Source organism: Kineosporia babensis, assembly GCF_021129305.1.
Taxonomy (GTDB): Bacteria; Actinomycetota; Actinomycetes; order Actinomycetales; family Kineosporiaceae; genus Kineosporia; species Kineosporia babensis.
Genome location: NZ_JAJOMB010000016.1, coordinates 71,326 through 94,730 on the forward strand (window position 1 = coordinate 71,326; position 23,405 = coordinate 94,730).

A 23,405-nucleotide genomic window follows, 5' to 3' on the forward strand; every position below is an offset into this window, starting at 1 on the left:
ACCCTTCGTCATTGAAGCGCGGTGCGCAGGATTCAGATGTGGTGGGCCAGCAGTGCGGCACCGATGTGGGACGGGTCCTGGGCCAGCAGGGTGGCCAGGGTCGCCGAGGCGGTGGCCGGGTCGCCGTCGAACAGCGCCAGTTGGGCCCGCACCAGCAGGTCCTCGCGGTCGCGGCGGGCCTGTGGGTCCTCGTCGAACAGCAGCAGAGTGGGCAGCGAGGTGGCGAAGTAGTCGACCCGGGCCGGGGTGCAGGCAGATTCGGCCAGACCGGACAGCAGGCGTTCCCGCAGCGCCTGGGCCTGGGCCGGTTCGCCGAGGCGGCGCAAGGCGGTCAGGGCGGCCACGCTCTGGTCGCTGTAGCTGGTCACGCTCATGTCGACGAAGTCCGCTGACTGCCCAGCTGCGATCTGCCAGGCCTGCCGGGCCTCCTGCGGCCGGTCCAGCGCGGCCAGAACGTCACCCAGCAGCAGGTGGATCTGGGCGGTGTTCGCCAATGGGTGCCGGGCCTCCCCCAGGTTCTGCGGCGGTTCCAGGGTTTCACGCACTCTGGCCAGCGCCAGCTCCGGCTCGTTGGCGGCCAGGTGACGGCCGGCCAGCTCCAGGGCCGCGCGGGTCCAGGCTCCCAGCACGCGGCCCTCCCCACCCTCCCAGGGGTGGAACAGCCGGTTGCTCAGTACATCCCGGGCCTGCTGGGCAGATCCGGTGGCGGTGAGCAGATCGGCGTACTCGACGGTGAGGTCGTCCCGTTCGGCAACCAGGGCCCGGTGCTGCCCCAGCCGTTCCAGCCGCGCAGCCAGTGAACTTCCGGTGCGCTGATCCAACTGGTCCCGCTCGAACAGCAGACGAGCATCGTCGGGGCGCAGAGCCAGCGCCCGGTCGTACGCTTCGGCCGCAGCCTGCGCATCGCCCTGCACGTCGAAGCTGCCCAGCCCCAGGTTGCGCCACGAAACCGCGTCCTGAGGGTCAGCAGTCACGGCCCGCTGCCAGTAGGACAACGCTTCTTCCGGCCGGTCCTTGGCGTACAGCCACTGCGCCAGAAGGGCTGCGGCCCGGCCGTCTTCGGGGCATCGTTCGAGCGCGGCGGTCAGGACGTCGATGTCGTCCAGACGGGAGACGAAACACCAGCGAGCCGAATCCTGTCGAGCGGCAGTCGTGGCCGCGTCGGCTTCGCCGCCACGATCGAGTTGATGGAGGACGTCGGCGCGGACGTAGCCGGTCAGTGGCCTCACGGCCGGGGCACCGACCGCACGGGTTCGGTCAGCTGTTTCTGCGGCTTCGAGCAGGATCAGGGCGCCCTCCAGGTCACCGACCGACCGGGCCTCGTAGGCCAGGTCCAGGCAGATCTGGGCATCGGCCCCGGCTTCCTGGGTGCCCAGCCAGCGGGTCCAGGGATCGAGCGGATTCGAGGTCCGGGCCCGGGCCAGGATGTTCGCGGCCAGATCGCCGGCCGGATGCACCGATCGGCGCAGCAGGGTGACGGTGACCGCCGCTACCTGTGCATCGTTCGGCGCCTGCTCCAGTAGCGGCAGTAGCAGTTCCAGAGCTGCCTGGTCGCCGGCCGGGGTACGGCGCGCGGCCAGGGTGCGGGCCCGCTCCAGCACGGCCGGGCGCTGCCAGGCCAGGTTCCAGGCCGCTCGCCCGAACGCCTCCAGAGCCTCCCGCGGCCGGCCCAGACGGCGCAGCGCGAGGCCGAGCATGTGGCTGGCTGTGCTGTCCTGCGGGTTCGGGTTGCGCAGGGTCTGACGTTGGATCGCGGCCGAGAAGTGTTCCACAGCAACGGTGTAGCGGGCAGATGCGTAGGCGCGCAGGCCGAGCTGGGTGTGCGCCCGGGCATCGCCCGGATCGCGTCGCAGTGCCTCCCGCCAGTACGGCTCCGGGCTGCGGGTGGCGTGCCGGTACTGGGCCAGGTGCAGGCCGGTCACCACGAGCTCGTCCACCGACTCGATCTCCTCGGGCGGCGCCGGCTCGGTCGCCGCCTGCAGGACTTCGGGCGTGTCCGGTCCCGAACGGTGCTGCCACTCGATCAGCGGCTGCCCTTCGTGAACCACTTTCAGATGCAGCGACTCCCGGTCATGCGCACCGGCCAGTTCTCGACGCAGCACGAACGGCCGGCCGGGAGCCAGGTCCACCTTGTCGTCCAGCAGCATCTGCCCGTTCGCCCCGGTCACTGTCACCTGGGCGCCGGAGAACCTGCGGGTTGCGGCGACGGCGACGCGCACCACGGTCGCACCGTGCGCCGGTCGTGCGGCATCCAGACGCACGGCCAGGTCGCGGGTGGCCTGGTGCACCGGGCCGATCTCGTTGATCGGGTACCAGAACTGCGAGAAGGCCCGGGTCTCCCCCGGCGCCAGGAAGCTGAAGTCGGGCTGGTTGTCGGTGAAGACGCCGGCCATCAGTTCGACATAGGCCCCGCCGGGGCCGTCGGTCAGGTTCTGGTCCCAGGCATGACCGAAAGGTGCGTTGCCCCACGTCCATTGCTTCTTGCCCGGAGCGATGGTGTGGTCGGCCCAGTGCACGAATCCGGCCCGGCGCCCGTGGTCGTAGCCGCCGAAGAAGTCGTCCCGGGTGCCGGTGATCATGTACGAGGTGGGCACCGGGATGTTGTGGTACCAGTCGATCCGGTCCGGGGCATCGTCCCGGGGCGGCGGCGCGAAGCCGTCCACCTCCTCAGCACTCACCCAGGCTTCGGCGTTCCCGGCTGGATGCTCGGCCGCGCGAGCGGCGTAGTCCACGCCGTAGTAGGTACCGTCGGCGGCCGGGAAGCCGATCACCGCGCGCTTGGCATGGTCGGCCACGGCGGCGACGTCGGTCGGGAAGAAGCTCTGGTAGTCGTCGTTCACCCGGGCGGCGACGTTGGCCCACCAGAGAAACGTCTGTACGGTCTCGCTGCGGTTGGTCAGCCGGACCCGCAACTCGATCAGGGCGCTGTCCGGGCGCAGCCGGACCCCGTGGGTGCCCTGCATGCGGGTGAACGGGTCGTGGTCGCTGCACCAGACGGTGACCGCGCCGTCCGCCTCCTCCTCGATCTCGCAACTGGTCGGCAGGTAGGTGGCGGGACGGTGGTGCTGGGGCCAGTTGAACTCCACGCCGCCGGCCAGCCACGGCCCGGTCAGGCCGACCAGGGCGGGCTTGATCACGTCGTTGCGGTAGAAGAAGTCGTACCCGGTGTTCTTGTCCAGCCCGACGTGGATCCGCCCGCCCAGTTCCGGCAGCAGCATCAGCCGTACGTGCTCGTTCTCCAGATGCACCGCGGCCCAGGAACGCTCCTGCCGCTCGGTGCCGACGTGCTCGTGGAAGGGCAACGGGTAGACCGCGCCGGACGAACCCTGGTACACCCGCCGGGACAGGTAGGCGGGGTAGTCCATCGGCTCGCCGGTGTCGTAGGTCCCCATCACCACGCTCTGCCGCCAGGCCCGCACCGCCCGGCCGGAGATCGGGTCGGGGGCCTCGGGCAGCACCAGTGGCTGGACGTCATCGTTCACGGGCACCACGCTAGAAACCTGGTGGCCTGCGGAACATAGCCGAATCCTTGATCAACCTGGACGAATCTCTGATCCTTGGGCCACACTCCAGGGATGCTCCAGCTGCGTGACGGGTTTCCCGGCGAACGGATGCACGTGCTGCCCCGGCCGCTGGTCGCCGCCGCCCGCGGCCAGCCCCTCACCGAGCGCCTGCTGGTCACCGACGCCGGCTACTTCCCCCGGGCCGCGCACCACGCCCGGATCCGGCCCACCGGCGCCGACGAGCTGATCGTGATCCTGGTGGCGACCGGGTCCGGCTGGTTCCGCGCCGGCGAGGTGGACCTCACCCTCGAACCGGGAAACGTGCTGGTGCTGCCCGCCCGCACCGCCCACTCCTACGGCGCCGACGCCGCCGATCCCTGGTCGATCTGGTGGTTCCACGCCGTGGGCAGTGACGTGCCCGCACTGCTGGACTCGCTGCAGGAGCGGCTGGGCCACTCGCACGTGCTGGCCACCGACAGCACCGCGCTGGAACCACTTTTCGATGCTGTGGTCAGTGCCCTGGACCGCGATGAGACCCGGGCCAGCCTGATCGCCGCCTGCGGCGCGGCCTGGCACGTCCTGTCCGCCCTGAACGTGGTCGCCGCCCCCTCCCGCTCGCGCGGCACGCACGACGCGATCACCGCCGTCCGCGAGCACCTGCGCACCCATATCGACCAGCCCACGGATGTGAGCGAACTGGCCCGCCGCGCCCAGCTGTCGGTCTCGCACTTCAGCGCCGCGTTCCGCCGGGACACCGGCGTCGGCGTGGTCGAGTACGTGAAACGGTTACGCATGGCCCGGGCCCGGTTCCTGCTCAGTGCCACCGACCAGCCGGTGGCCGAGATCGCCACGGCCGTCGGCTACGGCGACCCGTTCTACTTCTCCCGCCAGTTCAAGAAGGTCGTCGGCCAGTCACCCGCCCAGTTCCGGCAGGCCGCCCGCAGCACCGAGGCCGGTGGGAAGCCGAACCAATAACAAATGGGGGACGCTCGTGGACAAGGTGCCCACGAACGTCCCCATTGGGTCGAAGAAGTTGGTGAAGCTAGCGCAGGATTCTCGTGCGGATCCGCTGCAGCGAGGCCTCCTGTACCGACAGCACGGGTTCGCTGCCGGCCGGGCGCACCCGGGCATCCACGTAGACGCCGGACTCCGGCGCCCAGGCGAACGCCCGAGCCCACAGCCCAGCACGGGCGATCTCGTCGCGGTGGACCGACAGGTCGACCTCCAGCGGGCGGCCCGACCAGAACTGGTCGGCGACCAGGCGGTCGCCCGCATACAGCCGGATCACGTCCCCGACCCAGGTCAGGCGCAACAACGCCGGCCCTTCACCGGTGAGCGCCTGGACCGGGACCTCCACCGGAACGGCAGGAAGAGCGGCAAAATCGGCATCGGTGGGAGCAGAGAAACGGTTCATGCTGCCCCCGGTCCGCACTGGGGCGCTGCGGATTTCGTGGAACTGCGGGGCGGGAACGGCGTGCAGGGTCGCCTCACCCGTGACTACGTAGCTGGTGAAGACTGTTCCGGGCGAAAGCTTCTGCTCACGTTCGGCCAGCGGCGGGAACACGGCGATGGGCTGGTCGGTCTGCGGGACCTCGATGTGCAGGCCGCCGTCGAACCAGGCGGTGCCGTCCCAGAGCACCAGGCTCTCGCGGCCGTCGATCTCGCCCTTCCAGACGGTGTTCGCCCCGGCCTCGTCGAGGAAGACCAGTGTGGTGGCGCCGACCGTGACCTCGCAGCCGAGGCCGGGTTCGCCGTGCGGGCGGGCGATCAGCTCCGCACCCCGAGGCTCGAGCTCAGCGCCGGAAACAAGCTCAACAGCAACGCCTTCCAGCTGCAGTTCCACGTCGATCCCGGGCGTGGCGGCGAACAGCACCACCGTCCGCCCGTCCGCCACGATCTGAGTGATCGGCTGAGCGGTGACGGTGAGGGCCGGGATGTCACCGAAGCGCTGACGCAGGGGCCAGGCGAAGTAGGCGCCGGCGGGCACCCGGACGGGGTTGACCGGAATCCCGACCACCCGCTCACCGGCCGCCACCTCGAAGCGCACGCCACCGACGTCTTCAAGTGGGGCCAGCGCCGGCTGATGATTGTTGACGAAGAGGTACCCGGCCTCGCCCTCACCCCGGACCGCCCAGCGCACCGGATCCTCCCCAATGGGCAGCACCGAGGGCAGCGGCGCGAGCTCGCGGCCGAACGCTTCGAGGAACAGGTGCTGGCGGCGCAGCAGGTGGTAGTGCGGGCGCAGGGTGCCGGCCAGGCCGATCGGGGCGGCGAAGTCGTAGTCGCGCACCGGCAGGTCGTTGGGGTAGCTGGTGGCGTGCGACTCCTGGGTACCGGGCAGCTGGGTGCAGCCGTGGTAGAGGTAGTAGCCCTGCCAGGACGAACCGCTGCCGATCTTGGTCAGGGCCAGCGCCGCCACGTCGTGCGGCTCGACCAGGGGCCGCCGGTGATAGGCCACCTGCATGCCGCCGCCGAGCTCGCAGGTCGCGAACGGCCAGGGGTCGTGCTCGGCCGAGACGCCGGTGCCCTCCAGCGGAACGTCGCGCAGGTCGGCACCCACGCTCAGGTCGTCGCGGACCGTGCTGAAGGTGAAGTGCATCGGCCCGAACGACGGCCAGCCGGTGGTGGACTCCTCCCAGAACGCGTCCGAATAGCCCGCATACACCGGCAGCAGCCGGTTTTCGGGCAGTTGCGCGCCGCCCCACCCGGTGGCCGTCCAGAGCGCAGCCTTCATCCCGGCCGACTCGGCCAGCTCACGCAGCGTGGCCAGGTGCCCGGGTTCGTCGTACAGCTCGTTGTCGACCTGGATCCCGACGATCGGGCCGGCCGGGTGCTGTGCGCTGTGGAAGAGGCCCTGCACCTGCTCGGCGATGCCGGTGTACCAGGCGCGGACCAGGTCCAGGTACTGCGGGTCGTTGGTGCGGTGCTTGATCGGCAGGGCCTGCAGCCAGTCCGGGAAGCCGCCGTTGCGGGTCTCGCCGTGCGCCCAGGGCCCGATCCGGATGATCACCTTCAGCCCGGCCCGGTCGGCGGCCTGGACGAACTCGCGCAGATTCAGGTGCCCGTCCCAGCGCAGGGCGCCCGGCTCGGGTTCGTGCAGGATCCACAGCAGGTAGGTCGAGACCACGTCGATCCCACCGGCCCGGACCTTGCGCAGTTCGCGCTCCCAGCGCTCCGGCCGGTCCCGGCTGAAGTGGTACTCCCCCATCACCGGCACCCAGGGCTGCCCGCCGAAGGTCAGCGAGCGAGTGGTGACCGCGATGGACCCCTCGCCCATCTGCAGGGGCGCCGGGCGGGCGGCGGTGGCGGCCGGCAGCTGGATGCGTGAAAAGACTGTCACGGTAGCGAAAGTATCTTCCTCCAGGGTCGTCGGCCATGCACAATCTGGTGCTTGACCTGGACGTTCCGACGGCCAGTGACGCGGGAACCGCGCCTGCCCGGGGACCGAGGCCGAGCCCGGGCTCCGGTGCGGCCGTACCCGGCACCTCGGCAGCCCGAGTCGAAGTGGTCAGGGCCTGTCTTGCGGATCTTGCCTACTGCGGGGCACCCGCCGACCAGTCCTGCCCTCTCTGCACCCGTTCCCCTGGCCTTCGGGGCGCCGAGCGCTTGTCTCATCGCTTGGCGGCGAAGTTCTGGGTCCACCAGATGGCGCCCTTGCCGTCGATGTACGCGCCGACCCCGATGTGGGTGGACGAACAGTTCAGGATGTTCGCCTTGTGACCCTTGGACTCCATCCAGCCGATCGAGGTGAAGCCCGTGCCGTTCTTGGTAGCCGTGCCGCCGTACATGACGTGACGGGCGTTCACGAACCAGCCGCCCCCGGCGGCCCCGGCGGCGTTCTCGCTCACACCACCCGCGTTCTTGAAACCCGCCTTGGCGATGCGCGTGCCCAGGTCGTCCTCACCGGGGAACTGGTGGCCCTGCTTCTGGTTCTTGGCCTGGACCCGGGAGTGCTTCTGCGCGGCCCGCATCAGCGCCTTGCTCTTCTTCAGCGGCTTGCAGCCGTTCTCCTTGCGGGTCGCGTTGGTGAACTGGATGACCTTCTTCCGCAGCTTCTTCTGCTTCGCGATCTTCTTCTTCGACTGCGCGGTCGCGGCGGCGGACAACGACGAGGCGCCGGCGGAGGCTGCTCCGGAGGACGACGAGCCGGCCGGGGCGGCGGTCGCAGAGGACCGCCCGAGGAACAGGGCCCCCAGCACGAGAAGGGCGATCGGGACCGCAAAGAGCGCGATCAGGCGGGGGCGACGGTGTGATGACACGGAACTCTCCAGTCAGGGTTGGGTTTCCGCCTTGCGGCCTACAGCCCGGACACCCGACCGAATCACGGTAAGCCCTTGCCAGGAAAAGCTTTACCCCGAATTGATGATGCCCTTGACAGGCGCGGTCAAGACGACTGACGGCGAGCGCCTGGACGCGGGCACCCTCGCGCACCTTCATCGGGTCGGCTGTCGCGAATGTCCCGGCACCGTGACGCTGACGTCCATGCCTGGACCGGCATCGTCCTTCTAGGGTTCCGGCCATGAGTGTCATCGCAATTGTCGGCGCCGGCTCGCTGATGGGCCGAGCCATCGCCAGACGTTTCGCCGCGGGCGGCTTCGACGTCGCCCTGATCGCCCGCAATCCGGGCGCCCTGAAGAGCATCGCGGACGACATCCCGGACGTGCGGACGGGAATCTTCCCGGCCGACATCACCGATCGAAAAGCCCTGAGCCAGGCCTTGTCCGAGGCGGAGGAATCCCTCGGCCCGATCGAAGTGCTGGAGTTCTCGCCGACGCCCCGCCCGGCCGACCTGGCCGTCTCTCCCTTCACCGACGCAATCGGGACGACGGTGGAGACGCTGGCGCCCCACGTCGAACTGCACCTCTACGGCAGCGTGGCAGCCGTTCAGCAGGTCCTGCCCGGCATGATCGAACGCGGAGCCGGCACCGTCCTGCTGACCGCGGGCGCGGTGTCCAGCCGGATGGTCGTCCCCGGCATCACCAACGTGAGCATCGCGGTCAGTGCGCTGCGCTCGTACGCGCTCAACCTGAACGCGGGGCTGGCCGGGACCGGCGTCTACGCGGCACATGTCTCGATCGCCGCCAATATCGGCCAGGGCCGTCCCGGTTCGGAACCTGACGCCATCGCCGAGGAGTACTGGAAGCTGCATGTCGCGCGCGACCAGGCGGACTTCTACTACGAGGACCTCAGCGACGGCCCCGTGACGCTCTCGGACCGCTACTCGGACTGAGACACGGCCGAGCTCGGCGGATGACCGTACCGGCGCTTGTAGACCCGCGCGAAATGGCTGCTGTCGGCGAAGAACCAGCGCGCAGCGATCTCTGTGACGCTCAGCCCGGCACCAAGGTCACGGCGGGCCTGCTCGAGCCGCTGGTCGCGGATGTAGGAGGCCACGCTCGTCCCGGTCCCGGCGAACGCCCGTTGCAGGGTACGCAGCGAGACGCCGAACTCGCGCGCGAGCATCGCCGGGGTGAGGTCGCGGTCAGTGAGCCGTTCTCCGGCAAGCTGTTTCGCGGCCTCGGCCAGAGCCGGGGCGAGCCGGGGCTCGGTGTCGTCGAATCCGCCCCGCGGCACCGCCCTGGTCAGCTCCACCAGAGCGTCCCGCGCGGCCCGGCGCCCGGCCGGGCTGAGCCCGGGATGAACCCGGTGCAGCGTCTCGGCGTGGGCTGCGACCAGCCGGATCTCGGGCGTCATCACCGAACCGCGGGCCGACCGCGCGGTCATGCCCTCGGCCGGCATCGCCACATGCAGGGAACTGGTGTGCGGCTGCGAGACGAAGCGTTCGGCCGGGCCGTGATGCAGCAGGAACTGCCCAGCGCGAACGGTGTAGACACCCTCGCGCCGCGGGTCGCGCAGGGTCCAGCCGCCCGCCCGCACGATCCACAGCCGGACCCGCCCGGCCGTGTCCTCGGGCATGTCCGTGGTGGTGATGCCGGGGGCACCGGCCACCCGGCTGACGATGACGTCGTCGAGGCGGGCGAGCGGGTCCGCCCCTCGCCATCCGCTGATGGTCGCCGGGGCGAACGTCGGTAACGGATAGTCCTTGCCGATCACCTCGTCCCACCGGCGCACGAAGGTGCTGAACGAGGAAGCCACGGTCCGACACGCTACCTTGTGGCGCGGGATCATCACGGCTCGACCTGACCGAGCCGTGATGATCCCGCCCCCAACGACGGTCAGGGCACCAGCCGCGTCCCCTCCGCCTCACCGACCGATCCCTTACCGGCGAACGGAAGCACCGGCGCAGAACCGATCTCGTCGCCGGCCTCGTCGTACGCGGTCACCGTGGCGGCCTGTTGCGGGTCCAGTTCTGCCTCGGCACGGCGGGACTCGTCCAGATCGAGGCTCTGCGCGTCCTGCCCGTCCGCCTTCAGTTCCAGCCGAACGGTGCCCGGTGGCGCAATGACGTTGATGCCGTTGGTCTGTTCACCCTCCAACGTCGCCAGCCGGTAGGCGATCGGCCGTTGGGCCGCCCCCTGCGCGGGCATCAGCACCCGGTAGTCGTTCCGGTCAAGACTGCCGAGGGTGCCACGCCAGGCGAACGCCAGGACTCCCTCGCCGGGTGCCTGCACGGTGAAGACCAAGGCCGGCTCGCCGTCGATCAGCCCGGCCCAGGGGATCTCCAGACCAGCCGAGTCCAGCGACAGGTTGGCCTCGGTCAGGCTCTCCCGCAGCCAGTTCGCGGTCGGCGGCAGGTCGGTGGGGCCGCGTTCACCCCAGACCTGCTCGGCGGTCCGCTCCCCCATCGCCTCGTCGACGACGTCCTGGAACACCCGGCCGTCCAGGCCGCCCATTCCCGAGGTCAGCGTCCCGCTGGTGATGTTCCGGGTCTCGCCGTCACGAGTGATGGTCACGGCGATGTCAGCGCGGCCACCAGGTTGCGGCGGGACGACAAGCTCCAGCAAACCGCTGCCTTCCTGGCCCGATTCGATGGTCCGGGTGGCCGTACCGTCGGCCCGGAAGGTCAGCTCGGTCCCGGCCGTGACCGTGCTGCCGACCGGTCCCAGGGCCAGGAGGTACCCGTCCTCGTCGTTCGCGGAGTACTCCCATCTGAAGGCCGCCGTGGCGTCCCCGATCGGGTCAGCGCTGGTGCCGTACATCATCTGCTTGACCCGGTCCTCCCCCGCCTCACCCTGGAACCAGTAGACCCTGGAGGCATCGTTGCCGCCCTTGGTCGTCGCCGGAACGTAAGCAGCCACCTGGCGGGTGTTTCCGATCTCACCGGCGTACAGGAACTGCACGTCCTTCTCCTCGACCGGCCTGACGACGTTCTCGCGCAGGCGGGCGGCGGCCTCGCCGGCCACGTAGGTCCGCATCCGCTCGAGCCATTCCTGGTCTCCGGCCAGCGACCCCCGCACCGGACTGTCCAGCAGCGCCTCGGTGGCGGCGGCGATGTCCTCCGGAGAGTCGGATCCGGTCGGTTCCGGCACCGGCACCCAGTTCTCCTGGCCGTGCATCCCGTCCGACGGACTCGAGCGCTCGCTCCGGTCGGCCAGATTCAGGCCGACCGCGCCGGAGACCCCCACCACACCGGCCACCACCAGCGCCACCACGCCGGTCCGGATCCGGCGGGAGCGCCGGTTCTGCTCCTCGCGGCGCAGGAAGGACGCGTAGGGGTCCACCGGGGCGTGCATGGTGACGGCCTTCTCGTTCAGGCCGATCCGTAACTGCGCTTCCACGTCCATGATCAGCCTTCCTGAACCGCGGTGTCGAAAAGGGGACTCACGCCGATCTGCTCACGCAGCCGACCGAGTCCCCGCGAGCGCTGGCTCTTCACGGTCGCGACCGAACTGCCCATGGCCTCGGCGATCTGCTGGTCCGGCAGGTCCTCGAAGTAGGACAGCACCAGCACCGCCCGCATCTTCGGGGGCAGCAGCTGCAGGGCCGCGAGCAGTTGCTGACGCTGCTCGACCTGCTCGAAGCCGCCCGGCAGGTACACCGCCTCGGTGGGTTCCTGCGGCAGTTCGCCGAAGCTGCGCCGGCGCCGCCACGACGTCGCGGTGTTGATCATCACCCGGCGCACGTAGGCCCGGGGCGAATCCAGGTGCGCAACCGAACCCCAGCGTCGGTGCGTCTTCTCCAGCGCGGCCTGGACCAGGTCTTCCGCGTAGTCACGGTCCCCGGTGAGCAGGAACGCCGTCCGGGTCAGGGAGACCCACTCCTGCTGGACCAGGGCCCGGAATCCGTCCTCGTCCTCCTCGGGACGTTTCATCGGACGGCCCCCGGTGCTATTACGGTTGTCATACCTGGATAAACGCTTTGACCCCACCCAAAGGTTGAGACGTCAGTCGTCCCCGTTGATGTCGACTCCCTGGGCTCGTAGTTCGGTGACCCCGTTCAGCTGCGAAAGATCACTGCCGCCGACGTAGGCCTCCTCCAGACTCGAAACCCGGCTCAACGGTGTCAGATCGCTGAGCCGGGTGGAGGGCATGAAGATCACGCGCAGGTTGCCCAGACGCTCCACCCCCTCCAGCGAGCTGATCGGGTTCCGGCCGCACTCCATCTCGTTCACTGCGTCCAGATCCAGCTGTGAGAACCCGTCATCGATACCGTCGAGGTGCAGGGCTTCCGCGACGCAGACCGCCAACCCCCGGTCCGGGAACGCCTCGACCGGGACGAAACGCTCCGCCGTCCGCAGATAGGTCCAGACCCCAGAGACGAGCAGCAGCGTCAGTACGGCGAGCACGACCCTGCCCGGGGCCGGTTTGATGGGGGACGATCGGCGCACCACAGCGGTTGGGATCAGTACGCCGGCGAGCACGACGAGCAAACTGGCAAGGATCAGCGAGCCCACCACTTCTCCCTCGCTGTAGGCGCTCGGCAACACAGCCGCGCCCAGGAGCCCGAGCGCCCACACGCCTGAGCACAGCATCGCGAAGACCGTCGCCGCCCGGCCGATCCGGCGCCCGCCGGTTTGCCCCGCGAGACCACCGAGCACCAGAGCAAGGCCGACCGCGGTGAGCCCCACCGCCGCCATGTCCCGGGTCATGGACAGAATCAGGTACTCGCTGAAGCCGCGCCGGAGCGGTCGCAGGGCGTCCCAACGGTAAGTCAGGTAGGCGCCCAGCACCGTCAGCAGGCTTCCGCCGAGGACCCAGGCTCGGCTCGGCGTGGCCACGATCAGCAGGGGCGCGGCGCACCAGGCGAAGGTCACGGCAACCGCGGTGACGCCCGCCTGGCCGGTGAGGGGCCAGAGCACCAGGGCCTGAAGGAAACCGGCGCCGCACAGCGTTCCAAAAAGGATTTTCGCTGACATGTCAGGCATTCTGGCGTATGTGGTGGCCAACACATCCGGCGCGCGACCGCCGGTATGGAACGCGAACATCGCCTCGCGGACATCAGCGTTCTGCAGTCGGCAGGCCGGTTGCTCGTGCTGAATTTGTCACCGTCAGGGCTTGTTCGGCCGCCCCTGGTCACCCGATAGGCGGCGAGCCGATCCGTGCGGGGTCGCAGAACGTGACCCCAATGGGCTCTCAACGCAGGATGAGCCCAGCCGACTACTCAGACCATGACCCTGACCCCTGCCGCCCGGATCCAGCCTCTCGCGGCTTTGGCGGTCGGTGTCACCGTCGTCCTGGGCGCCGTCCTGGTGCTCCAGCTCGGATCACCGCGGTTCCTGTCCTGCGTGGCCTCGGGCTCGCTGGCGGTCTGCGCCGCCCTGTCGGGCTGGGCCTGCATCGTCCGGGGGCGGCACTGGGACGGTGACGAGCAGGACCGGCGCATCGGTTACCTGTTCGGGTCGGCCATGTTCACCTGGAGCGGCAGCCACCTGGCGCTGCTCGGGGTTGCGCTGGCCGACCCCGGTTCGTCCGCCCACACCCAGCTGCAGATGCTGACCTGGTTCGGGATCCTGGTGACGGCGACGCAGTTCATCATCGGCATGACCAAGATCATGCGCAAGACGCCCCAGCAGTCGCCGGGGTCACTGGCCCGGACCCTGCTCGGCACCGTGGTGGTCAGCTGGGCGGTGGCGCTGATGGCCTGGGTGATCGTGCTCGGCCCGGCGCTGTCCCGCCTGGAGGTGTCCCTGGCCCGGGCCGCAGCCCCGATCATGTACATGGGCGCGATCGTGCTGGCCGTCATCATGTGCCTGTACCTGGTGGCGGGCCTGGGCACCAGCGGAATGCGGTCCGTCGTGCCCTGGTGGGGCATGCTCGGGCTGGTCTTCGCGGGCGGGGTCATGGAGGTCACGCTCGCCTACGGCACCCTCACCGGCACGGTGCGGACCGGGACCCCGATCGATGCCCTGGGGCTGGTCGGCGCGTCCTGCTTCCTGCTCGGGGCCCTGCTGCCGGACCAGGGCACGGCCACCGCGCGCAGTCTGCCCCTGCAACGGCTGGGCGAGGCCGTCCCGACCGCGTTCACCGTCCTGGCCGTCCTCTCCTCCACCCTGGTCTCGATGACCACCGGGTTCACCGACGACATCACTACCTGGTTGCGGACCGGCCTGATCCTGTTGCTGATCGCCCACCAGTACCAGGCCCGGCGCGAGAACCGTCTGCTGACCAAGCGGCTGGAGCAGAAGGTCGTGGCCGGCACCGAGGAGCTCCAGGCCAGCAACAAGCGCTTTCGCGCCCTGGTCGAGAACAGCTCCGACGTGATCGCGACGATGGACCGCGACGGAGTCCTGGGCTACGTCAGCACCTCCTCGGAGCGGGTCCTGGGAGTTCCGGCCGCCGGGCTGATGGGGGTGGACGTCGGCCACCTCCTGGACGAGGCGTCACGCCAGGTCATGCGCAGCGCGATGGACCGGACCGCGGCCGAGCCGATGGCCCGGGAGGTCGTGGAGCTGCAGGTCACCCTGCCCGGAGGCCAGCAGATGGTGATGGAGGACGTGATCACCAACATGCTCGACGACCCGGCGGTCCAGGCCTACGTGATCAACGCCCGCGACATCACCGACCGCCGCAAGCTCGAGGACAAGCTGGTTCACCAGGCCTTCCACGACACCCTCACCGGCCTGGCCAACCGGGCGCTGTTCAACGACCGCGTCCAGCACGCCCTGCGCCGCCGCTCCGGCGCCGGGCACCCTGAGCTGATCGGTGTCCTGTTCCTCGACCTCAACGGGTTCAAGACGGTCAACGACACCCTCGGCCACGGCACCGGGGACGCCCTGCTGGTCGCCGTCGCCCAGCGGCTCACCGCCTGCCTGCGGCCCAGCGACACCATCGCGCGCCTGGGCGGCGACGAGTTCGCCATCCTGGTCGAGAGCGGCCACACCGAGAGCGAGTTCGTCGACCTGGCGATGCGTCTGCACCAGGCCCTGGAGCCGGGCTTCCGGATCGGCGAGCAGGACCTGTTCGTCGGCACCAGCATCGGGATCGCCTGCTCCGAGGTGGGCTCGATCGATGTCGAGCAGCTGATCCGCAACGCCGACCTGGCCATGTACCAGGCCAAGGAACGTCGCGACGGGCAGCCCGCCGTGTACGACCCCAGTCTGCACCGCGACCTGCTCGAGCGCGCCGCCCTGGAGAGCGACCTGCGCCGGGCCCTGGCCGAGAACGAGCTCCAGGTCCACTACCAGCCCACCATCGTGCTGGAGTCCGGCGAGATGGTCGGCGTCGAGGCCCTGGTCCGCTGGCAGCACCCCGAGCGGGGCATGGTCCGTCCCGACCTGTTCATCCCCCTGGCCGAGCAGACCGGCATGATCCACGAAGTAGGGCTCCTCGTCCTGCGGGAGGCCTGCCTCCAGGGCCAGCGGTGGGCGGCGATGTCGCCGGAGAACGCACTGACCGTCGCGGTGAACGTCTCCGGGAAGCAGCTGCAGCGCACCGACTTCGCCGAGGAGGTGCAGGATGTGCTGCGCGAGAGCGGCTTCCCGGCGCACCGGCTCGTGCTCGAGATGACCGAGAGCGTCCTGGTCAACGACACCGAGATCACCCTGCGCACGCTGCGGGCCCTGCGGGAGACCGGGGTGCGGATCGCGATCGACGACTTCGGCACCGGCTACTCCTCCCTGAGCTACCTGCACCACTTCCCGGTCGACATCCTCAAGATCGACCGCTCGTTCGTGCAGCGCCTGTCCGACCCGCAGGCCCAGAACGGCCTGGTCGAGAGCATCGTGCAGATCGGCCGGAGCCTGAACCTGGAGACCATCGCCGAGGGCATCGAGGACCCGCAGCAGATCAGCACGCTGCGCGGTCTCGGCTGCGAGCTGGCCCAGGGCTACCACTTCGGCCGTCCCGGGCCGGCCGAGACCGTCTCCCGGCTGGTGGCAGCTGCGGCCGACGTCCAGCACCGGGAACCCGAGCCTGTCCGCTGATGGCCAGGGCCAAACAACGGAGAACGGCGCCGGTACCCATGAACGCGGCGCCGCTCCCCGTCGGACCTACGCGCTAAGCCGACGCGTAGGGTCTTGTCTCAGGCCGCTCGGAGTGAGGCCTCCAGTTGCACGCTCAGGTGCTGAAGCGTGGTCTGGAGGCTCTCCCCGGTGCGTTCCTGATGCAGGCGCAGGAGCACGTCGGTCAGCAGCAGCGCTCCCTGGCCGAGCATCCCGTCGTCGTGCAGAGTGCTGAGCAGGTGCGCCGCATCGTCCCGGTCGCCCCGGTCGCGGGCTGCGACGACTCCGGCCACACGCTGGGCAGCATCGACGAGCTGGAGAAGTTCGGCGCGGCGGTCCTCGTGCGGCGAGGAGGTCACGGGACGAGCAGCCCGGCGGTCTGGCTGCGCGCGCGCTCGAAGCGGGACTGCACGTCGGCCCAGTTGATGATGTTCCACCAGTTCTTCACGTAACTGGCCTTGTCGCTGGTGTACTGCAGGTAGAAGGCGTGCTCCCACATGTCCAGCATCAGCAGCGGCACCTGGCAGGTGGGCACGTTGCCCTGGTGGTCGTACAGCTGCACGATGTACAGCCGCCTGGCCAGCACGTCATAGGTCAGGATCGACCAGCCCGAACCCTGGATCGCCAGGGCGTTGGCGGTGAAGTGGGCCTGGAAGGCGTCGAAGTCGCCGAAGAACTCGTCGATCGCGGCGGCCATCTCACCGGTCGGCTTGTCGCCACCGTCCGGGGACATGTTCGGCCAGAACACCGAGTGGTTCACGTGCCCGGCCACATGGAAGGCCAGGTTCTTCTCCAGGGTCCCGATGGCGCCGAACGACTTCTTCTCCCGGGCCTCGGCGAACTGCTCGATCGCGGTGTTGGCGCCGGTCACGTAGGCGTTGTGGTGCTTGGAGTGGTGCAACTCCATGATCGTGCCGGAGATGTACGGCTCCAGGGCGGAGTAGTCGTACGGCAGTTCCGGAAGCGAGTAGTCAGCCACAAGTTCCTCCTATTGCGAAGACTTAGCAATAAGCAAACTAGTACACCGGGACGACGTCCGGCACCGCGGGAGGGTCCGGCGCGCCCATCGACTGACCTCGGCCGAGGATCGCTCAGCGGCTCGCACTCGAAACTGTTCCGGCGCCCTTGCGCTGGTTCCGGGCCAGGCCGACGGCGGCGTCCACGACGAGGAACGCGATCAGGGTGACCCCGAGAACGGGCATAAACCAGCCCACTGCGGCGGCGATCGCAGCAGCGAACAGCAACTGCACCGGGGGTACCGCGCGCCAGGCGCCCGGTTTCGGGGCCGAGCCGAGGGCGAAACGCTTGCCGGTGGGCCGTCGCTGCCACCACATCCGGTAGCCCCACACGATCACGCACAGCAGGCCGACCGCCAGCCCGGCCAGCAGCAGCTGGTTGGCCAGGCCGAAGAGCAGCCCCATGTGCGCCGCGATCCCGATGCTGGTGACCTGGGCCAGGAACGGCCAATCGGCGAACCGGCTGACGCTCACCACCTCGGACGTGCTCGGGTCCACCACGGCCTTGTCGAAGTGGACCGGGATGCTGCGGTCCTTCTCGACCACCAGCCAGCCCTCCCCCTCGGCAGCCGGCGGGGTGAGCCGGACGGCATCGTTCAGCCCCGCGCCGTTGGCGGCCGCGATCACCTCATCCACCCGGTCCAGCGACTGGGCTTCGTCGGAGACCGGAGCCGGCGCTTCCGACATCCCGTGACCTTCGTGGCCGGTGGCAGCCGTGGAACCGGATGCCTCGAGGGAGGTGGAGACCTCCGGGGAGTTACTGTTCAGCGCGGTGAGAACCTCGCCGAAGTTGCCGCCGGCCCAGCGTGACCAGGTCAGGCCGGTGGCAGACAGGAACAGCAGACCCACGGCCAGCCAGACGCCCAGGGCCGCATGCCAGCTGCGGGTGCGCCGGACTCCTGTACGGGCGGCCAGGTCCGGGGTGAGGGCGCGGCGCAGAAATCCGCGGGAGTCGCGGGTGCGGCGGCGCAGCTGCTGCCACCACAGGAACAGGCCCCCGAGCACGACGACCCACAGCCAGCTGGCGGCGGTCTCGCTGTACCAGCGGCCCCAGTCGCCCAGTTGCAGATTGCGGTGGGTGTCGTCCAGCCAGGTACGCACCGGGGTGTATCCGGCCCAGGTGGTCAGCTCACCGCGCACCTCGGCGGTGTACGGGTCGACGTAGACCGTGCGCTGGCGGTCGTCGGTGAGTTCGGGGACGTTCAGCGTGACCTGAGTGGTGTCTTCAGCCGTGCTGCCCGGAATGACCTGAGCGACATCGCCTTCCGGATGCGCGGCCCGGGCGGCGGCGATCTGCTGGGCCACCGGCAGCGCGGTCCGACCCTGCGGATCCACGTGCAGTTCGTCGCGGTAGACGATGCTGTCCAGCTGAGGACTGAAGACGTACGCCAGCCCGGTGAGCGCGGCGACCGCCAGAAACGGGGCGATGAACACCCCGGCATAGAAGTGCAGCCGCAGGATCAGCGCACCCCAAGGGCTCCGTCGTGTTACTGGGCGTGGCTTTTCGTCCTCGACCACCGCCGTCAGGACGTGGGGGTCCTCGATCGACGGATCTTCCGTCCGGTCGGCAGGCAGGGTCACAACAGCACTCCTCGCGCGTCAGGAATCCAGGCAGCACGACGTTTCTACGTCACGTAGAAATGAACCCTACACACATCTCTACGTGTCGTAGAACAAGCTCGTCCGATCCGGCGGCCTGAATCGTGCGCCGCTTCCTGAGACGCTTCTTCGGCTAGGGATTCTGGAGGGCGAACCGGCGACTTTCCGGCATCTGGCTCAGCAGCCGCCGCACCCGCGCCAGGGTGGCCGCATCCGGCTCCCAGCCCACACCGTCCAGCCCACCCGGCACGCCGGAGCCCAGGCGCATGATGGCCCGCAGGGTCACGTCGTGGCTGACGTGGGCGGCGGCCTCGTCGTCGGCCCAGGCCTCGGTGGCCGCGCCGACCGCAGCGGCCGCCACCCGGCACGAGGGCACGAACGGGAAAATCCGCTGCCAGGCCAGGAAACCGGCGACCAGCAGGTCGTGGCGGTTCTGGGCGTGACTGCGCTCATGCGCCAGAATCGCCCGCAACTCGGTGTCGTCGGCCAGTTCCAGGCACCCGCGGGTCACCACCACCATCGGCTGGGACCCGTTGGGCAGGCAGTAGGCCAGCGCCCGGTCGTCGTCGATGATGTGCACCCGCAGCTCGGGGTCGTAGATCGCCACCATGGCCAGGGCATCCTGGTGACGGCGCTGCGACCCGCGCAAGGTGTACACGGTCTGCAACAGCCGCCCGAGCATCCACAGCAGCAGCAACCCGGCGATCAGCCAGGAGTCGGCACTGAGGGCCAGGGTGAGCAGCAGCACGTACGCGGTGACCAGGGCGTAGACCACCCAGGTGACGGCGGCCGCGCGCGGGGCCCGGCTGGTCCAGCGGGCCCGCGAGAGCAGGACCGGAACCGGCCACAGCAGGGCGATGACGGCCAGCGGCATCAGGATCCGCCCGGCCAGCTCCGGACTCACGAAGGACGCCGGCGCGTCGGGCGGTCCTTCTCGCCCGCACCCAGCGCCTTACGCAGCGACTCGGCATCGGCCGAGGACACCGAGCGCACGAACATCGACAGGGCCAGGTGGTGGTCGGCGCTGTCCTGCAGGACCGCCAGCATCGCCTGCGCCGTCATCTCCTCGCGGCTGCGCACCGCGCGGTGGCGGTAGACCCGGCCGTCGCGCTCGCGCAGCACCATGTCCTTGGCGCGCAGGCGGTCCAGCACGGTGTGCACGGTGGTCAGGGCCGGCTGACGTTCGGCGAGCAGGTCCACCACCTCGGGGGCGGTCAGGCCGTCCGGGTGGTCCCAGAGGCACTCGAGCACAGCTCGTTCCAGATGGTCGCGCCGGGTCATGCCGCTCGCCCTCCCTCTCTCTACACGACGTAGAGAGACCACCCTAGACCCGGTGCTCCCCGCGTACGGCCGTTGCGAACTGTTGGCAATAGGCTGTCCGTCGGCTGCTACCGCTGGTCAGGGGTGCGCAGCAGGCAGCATCGGACAGCAGATGAGGAACCACAGGTGTCGAGAACCACCCCCTCGCCCGGGCAGGGCCTGCGGCTGATGTGGCCGCTGGCCCGCCACGGGCGCAGCTTCTTCCTGGCCTCCGCGGCACTCGCCTTCGCCGGCACCGTGTGTCAACTGATCCCGTACTGGGCGATCTACCACGCCCTGAACGCCGTGGTTCAGGGCACCACCAGCCACGAGCAACTACGTACGGACGTCCTGCTCGCCTTGGGCGGTGTGGTCGGGATGGCCGGTTTGCTGGGAGCTGCGACCTGGACCTCGCACCGGGCCGCGTTCGCGACCCTGGAGCATCTGCGGCTGAGCATCGGTGAGCGGCTGGGGCGGGTTCCGCTCGGTCAGCTGACCCGTCGCCGTTCGGGAGAGATCCAGCGGGTCGTCAACGACGACGTCGAGCGCCTGGAGTCGTTCCTGGCCCACGCCGTCCCGGACCTGATCTCCACGGCCGGTGTCCTGTTCGGCACCACCGCCTGGCTGCTGTGGGTGGACTGGCGGATGGGTCTGGTCTCGCTGTCGGTCGTGGTGGTCTCCCTGCCGCTGATGATCCGAGGGGCGAACCTGGGGGCCGACAAGACCGCGGCCTACGGTGCGGCGATGGCCACGATGAACGGCTCGATGGTCGAGTTCGTGCGGGGCCTGCCGGTGATCCGCACGTTCCACCGCAGCAGCGACCCCTTCGCCGAGACGTCCGCGGCGATCCGCGCCGCGACCGGTTTCCAGGCCGAGTGGGGACGTCAGCTGGTTCCCACGTACACGCTCTTCTACACGTTGCTCGCCAGCAATGTGGTGGTGATCGTCCCGGCCGGGCTCTGGATGTGGCAGGCCGGATCGCTCGGCACCGCCGACCTCCTGCTGTTCCTGATCGTCGGCCTGGGCTACACCTCGTCGCTGATGAAGCTGATGCAGCTGGTCACCCAGCTGGGCCGGCTCGGCCTCGGGGCGGCCATGATCACCGATCTGGGCAACCTGCCGGTCCTGCCCCAGCCGGCCGAGGCCGCGCCGCTGGGCAGGCCGCAGGTCGAGGTCACCGACGTGCATTTCGCCCACCTCGACATGGAAGGACGCCCGCATCAGGCCCTCTCGGGGGTCTCCTTCCGGGCCGAGCCCGGCACCATGACCGCGATCGTCGGTCCTTCCGGGGCCGGGAAGTCCACCCTGGCCTCGCTGATCTGCCGGTTCTGGGACGTCGACGAGGGGCAGGTGTCGGTCGGCGGGGCCGACGTCCGGCAGATGCCCTTCGACCAGCTGATGTCCCAGATCGCCTTCGTTCTGCAGGACACCTTCCTGTTCGACGACACCATCGAGGCGAACCTGCGCCTGGCCCGGCCCGACGCCACGCCGGAGGAACTGCACGAGGCCGCCCGGGCCGCCCGCGCCCACGACTTCATCACCGCGCTGCCCGAGGGGTACCGCACCCGGATCGGCTCCCGCGGCGCCCGCCTTTCCGGCGGTGAGCAGCAGCGCCTCTCGATCGCCCGGGCCCTGCTGAAGGACGCGCCGATCATCGTGCTGGACGAGGCCACCGCCTACGTCGACCCGGAGAACGAGGCCGCCCTGCAGGAGGCTCTGTCCAGCCTGGTCCAGGGACGAACGCTGATCGTGGTGGCGCACCGCCTCTCGACGGTCGTGGGCGCGGACCAGATCCTGGTGATGGACGCCGGCCGCATCGTGGAACGCGGCCGGCACAGCGAGCTGGTCGCGGCCGACGGCCTGTACGCCCGGCTCTGGGACGCCTTCGACGGCGAGGCCCTGCAGCCCTCGATCGACATCACGGAGAAGACCCGTTGAACACTGCTGCGGTCTCCCCGCTCAAAGCCCTGTGGTCGGTGTTCGGTGAGCGCCGACGTCCTCTGGTCCTGGCTGTTGTTCTGCGTGCTCTGGCCGCGGCCGCGATGGGGGTCCCGGTGGCGGTGATCGTCTGGAGCGTCGAGGCGATCCGGACCGGGACGCTCGACGAGAGCGGCGCGGTCGGTGCCGGGGCCGTCGTGGTGGTCGCGGTGTCCCTCCAGTACGCGCTCTGGTTCGGGGCCAATCACCTGGCCTGGGTGAACACCTTCCAGGCGGTCGGCGAGGGCCGGATCAACGCTCTGCGGCACGTCGAGAAACTTCCGGTGGGCGCGGTGGCGGGCAAGGGTTCCGGCGACATCAGCGCGGTCCTCGGCGCCGACCACGAACAGGTCGCGATCTACGCCCACCAGGGGCTGATGAACCTGGTCGGCGGGGCCGCGCTGCCGATCGCCACGCTCATCGGCCTGGCCGTGATCGACCCGCTGATGGCCGCGGTGGTGGCGGTCAGCATCGTCGTCGCCGCCCCGGTCTTCCTGCTCGTGAACCGGGCCTTCGTGCAGCAGTCGCTGCAGCGGGCCGACACCCTCGCCGAGGCCAACGGCCGGATCGTGGAGTACGTCCAGGGCATCGCCACCGCCCGCTCGTACCACCAGGTCGGCCCCAAGCTGCTCTGGTACCGCGAGGCGGTGGCCCGGATGCGTGCCGTCAACGACGCCCTGGCCGTGAAAATCACACCGCTGGCGTACGTCTCGATCGGTGTCGTCTTCCTGGGCGTGCCTCTGGTCATCGCGGTCTGCGGCTACGGGCTGCTGGACGGGCAGGTGGATGCCTTCACCGCCGTCGTCTTCCTCGTCGTGGTACTGCGGGTCTACACCCCGCTGGTCTCGGTGGCGGTGGAGGCCGAGGGCCTGCGCCTGACCGACGCCGCCCTGCAACGCATTGCCCGGTTGCACTCCCTTGCGCCGCAGGCGTTCCGCGATCGCGAGATCGCCCGGCCGCTGGAGCACGACCTGGAGTTTCAGGCAGTCCGGTTCGGGTACGACCCCGAACGGCCCGTGCTGAGCGACGTCAGCTTCACCGCGTCCGCCGGCACCACCACGGCCCTGGTCGGCCCCTCGGGCGCGGGCAAGTCCACTCTGCTGTCCCTCGCCAGCCGGTTCTACGACCCCGACCGCGGCACCGTTCGCCTGGGCGGAGTCGTCCTGAACGACCTGACCCAGGACCAACTGTTCGACGCGGTGACCATCGTGTTCCAGGATGTGTACCTGTTCCAGGGCAGCATCCGCGACAACATCGCGCTCGGCCGGCCCGAGGCCACCGCTGCGGACATCGAGCGGGCCGCCCGCGCGGCCCGCTGCCACACCTTCATCACCGCGCTGCCGGACGGGTACGAAACCCGGATCGGGGAAGGCGGTCTCACCCTCAGCGGCGGCGAACGCCAGAGACTCTCGATCGCCCGGGCCATCCTCAAGGACGCCCCCGTGGTGCTGCTGGACGAGCCCACCTCCGCCCTGGACCCGGTGAACGAGCGGGCGATCCAGGAAGCCCTGGGCGAGCTCATGCGCAACCGGACCGTTCTCGTCGTGGCCCACCGCCTGAGCACCATCCGCCACGCCGAGCAGATCCTGGTCCTGCGCGAAGGCCGGATCACCCAGCGCGGCACCCACGATCAGCTGATCACCCGGCCCGACGGCCTGTACGCCCGGATGTGGAAAGACCGCGAGCGCGCCGCCAACTGGCGCATCAGATGAATCACCGGCAGGCGCCGAG

General features: G+C 69.8%; 17 protein-coding genes. 5 read left to right on the forward strand and 12 right to left on the reverse strand.

The window, feature by feature from the left end; all coding sequences use genetic code 11:
• Nucleotides 1–32 precede the first annotated feature (32 nt).
• Nucleotides 33–3,482, reverse strand: coding sequence for a DUF5107 domain-containing protein (locus LR394_RS26010; RefSeq protein WP_231446816.1), 3,450 nt, complete (start codon nt 3,480–3,482; stop codon nt 33–35).
• A 93-nt stretch (nt 3,483–3,575) separates the two neighbouring features.
• On the opposite strand from LR394_RS26010, the gene LR394_RS42040 reads away from it, so the two are divergent.
• Nucleotides 3,576–4,478, forward strand: a complete 903-nt coding sequence (locus LR394_RS42040; RefSeq protein WP_269329799.1) for an AraC family transcriptional regulator — start codon at nt 3,576–3,578, stop codon at nt 4,476–4,478.
• A 67-nt stretch (nt 4,479–4,545) separates the two neighbouring features.
• Here the strand turns inward: LR394_RS42040 and LR394_RS26025 are convergent, their stop codons facing one another.
• Together LR394_RS26025 and LR394_RS26030 are read right to left on the reverse strand one after the other, a co-directional pair.
• Entirely contained in the window at nt 4,546–6,843 is a 2,298-nt protein-coding gene (locus LR394_RS26025) for a beta-galactosidase (RefSeq protein ID WP_231446818.1), read from the reverse strand.
• Between the two features lie 271 nt (nt 6,844–7,114).
• The gene (locus LR394_RS26030; protein ID WP_231446820.1) at nt 7,115–7,762 is read right to left on the reverse strand and encodes a CAP domain-containing protein; all 648 of its coding nucleotides are present in this window, start codon (nt 7,760–7,762) and stop codon (nt 7,115–7,117) included.
• 260 nt (nt 7,763–8,022) lie between these two features.
• On the opposite strand from LR394_RS26030, the gene LR394_RS26035 reads away from it, so the two are divergent.
• Nucleotides 8,023–8,733: an SDR family NAD(P)-dependent oxidoreductase gene (locus LR394_RS26035; RefSeq protein ID WP_231446823.1), complete on the forward strand. Its 711-nt coding sequence runs from the start codon at nt 8,023–8,025 to the stop codon at nt 8,731–8,733.
• On the opposite strand, the gene LR394_RS43210 is transcribed toward LR394_RS26035, so the two are convergent.
• The 4 genes from LR394_RS43210 to LR394_RS26055 all read right to left on the reverse strand — a co-directional run bounded on the left by LR394_RS43210 (nt 8,721) and on the right by LR394_RS26055 (nt 12,759).
• Entirely contained in the window at nt 8,721–9,599 is an 879-nt protein-coding gene (locus LR394_RS43210) for a helix-turn-helix transcriptional regulator (protein ID WP_231446825.1), read from the reverse strand. The two genes, LR394_RS26035 and LR394_RS43210, sit on opposite strands and share 13 nt — an antisense overlap.
• 80 nt (nt 9,600–9,679) lie before the next feature.
• Nucleotides 9,680–11,188 (reverse strand): hypothetical protein, encoded by a 1,509-nt coding sequence (locus tag LR394_RS26045; protein WP_231446827.1) that lies wholly within the window; start codon nt 11,186–11,188, stop codon nt 9,680–9,682.
• 2 nt (nt 11,189–11,190) lie between these two features.
• A complete protein-coding gene (locus LR394_RS26050) occupies nt 11,191–11,715 on the reverse strand; it encodes a SigE family RNA polymerase sigma factor (RefSeq protein WP_231446829.1) in 525 nt (174 codons plus the stop codon).
• Nucleotides 11,716–11,787: 72 nt separating this feature from the next.
• Nucleotides 11,788–12,759, reverse strand: a complete 972-nt coding sequence (locus LR394_RS26055) for a hypothetical protein (protein WP_231446831.1) — start codon at nt 12,757–12,759, stop codon at nt 11,788–11,790.
• A gap of 252 nt (nt 12,760–13,011) precedes the next feature.
• Between LR394_RS26055 and LR394_RS26060 the strand changes: the two genes are divergently transcribed.
• Nucleotides 13,012–15,765: an EAL domain-containing protein gene (locus tag LR394_RS26060; RefSeq protein ID WP_231446833.1), complete on the forward strand. Its 2,754-nt coding sequence runs from the start codon at nt 13,012–13,014 to the stop codon at nt 15,763–15,765.
• 98 nt (nt 15,766–15,863) lie between these two features.
• On the opposite strand, the gene LR394_RS26065 is transcribed toward LR394_RS26060, so the two are convergent.
• The 5 genes from LR394_RS26065 to LR394_RS26085 form a co-directional block, all read right to left on the reverse strand.
• Nucleotides 15,864–16,142 (reverse strand): hypothetical protein, encoded by a 279-nt coding sequence (locus LR394_RS26065; protein WP_231446835.1) that lies wholly within the window; start codon nt 16,140–16,142, stop codon nt 15,864–15,866.
• Complete coding sequence (locus tag LR394_RS43215) at nt 16,139–16,762, reverse strand: superoxide dismutase (protein WP_231446837.1); 624 nt, start codon at nt 16,760–16,762, stop codon at nt 16,139–16,141. The genes LR394_RS26065 and LR394_RS43215 overlap by 4 nt, the downstream gene beginning before the upstream one ends.
• Before the next feature lie 112 nt (nt 16,763–16,874).
• Nucleotides 16,875–18,380 (reverse strand): PepSY-associated TM helix domain-containing protein, encoded by a 1,506-nt coding sequence (locus LR394_RS26075; protein WP_231446839.1) that lies wholly within the window; start codon nt 18,378–18,380, stop codon nt 16,875–16,877.
• A 151-nt stretch (nt 18,381–18,531) separates the two neighbouring features.
• Entirely contained in the window at nt 18,532–19,302 is a 771-nt protein-coding gene (locus LR394_RS43220; RefSeq protein WP_231446841.1) for a M48 family metalloprotease, read from the reverse strand.
• A complete protein-coding gene (locus tag LR394_RS26085; protein WP_231446843.1) occupies nt 19,299–19,679 on the reverse strand; it encodes a BlaI/MecI/CopY family transcriptional regulator in 381 nt (126 codons plus the stop codon). Before LR394_RS26085 ends, LR394_RS43220 begins: the two co-directional genes overlap by 4 nt.
• A 165-nt stretch (nt 19,680–19,844) precedes the next feature.
• On the opposite strand from LR394_RS26085, the gene LR394_RS26090 reads away from it, so the two are divergent.
• The gene (locus LR394_RS26090) at nt 19,845–21,635 is read left to right on the forward strand and encodes an ABC transporter ATP-binding protein (RefSeq protein WP_231446845.1); all 1,791 of its coding nucleotides are present in this window, start codon (nt 19,845–19,847) and stop codon (nt 21,633–21,635) included.
• Nucleotides 21,632–23,386 (forward strand): ABC transporter ATP-binding protein, encoded by a 1,755-nt coding sequence (locus tag LR394_RS26095; RefSeq protein ID WP_231446847.1) that lies wholly within the window; start codon nt 21,632–21,634, stop codon nt 23,384–23,386. The genes LR394_RS26090 and LR394_RS26095 overlap by 4 nt, the downstream gene beginning before the upstream one ends.
• Nucleotides 23,387–23,405 lie beyond the last annotated feature (19 nt).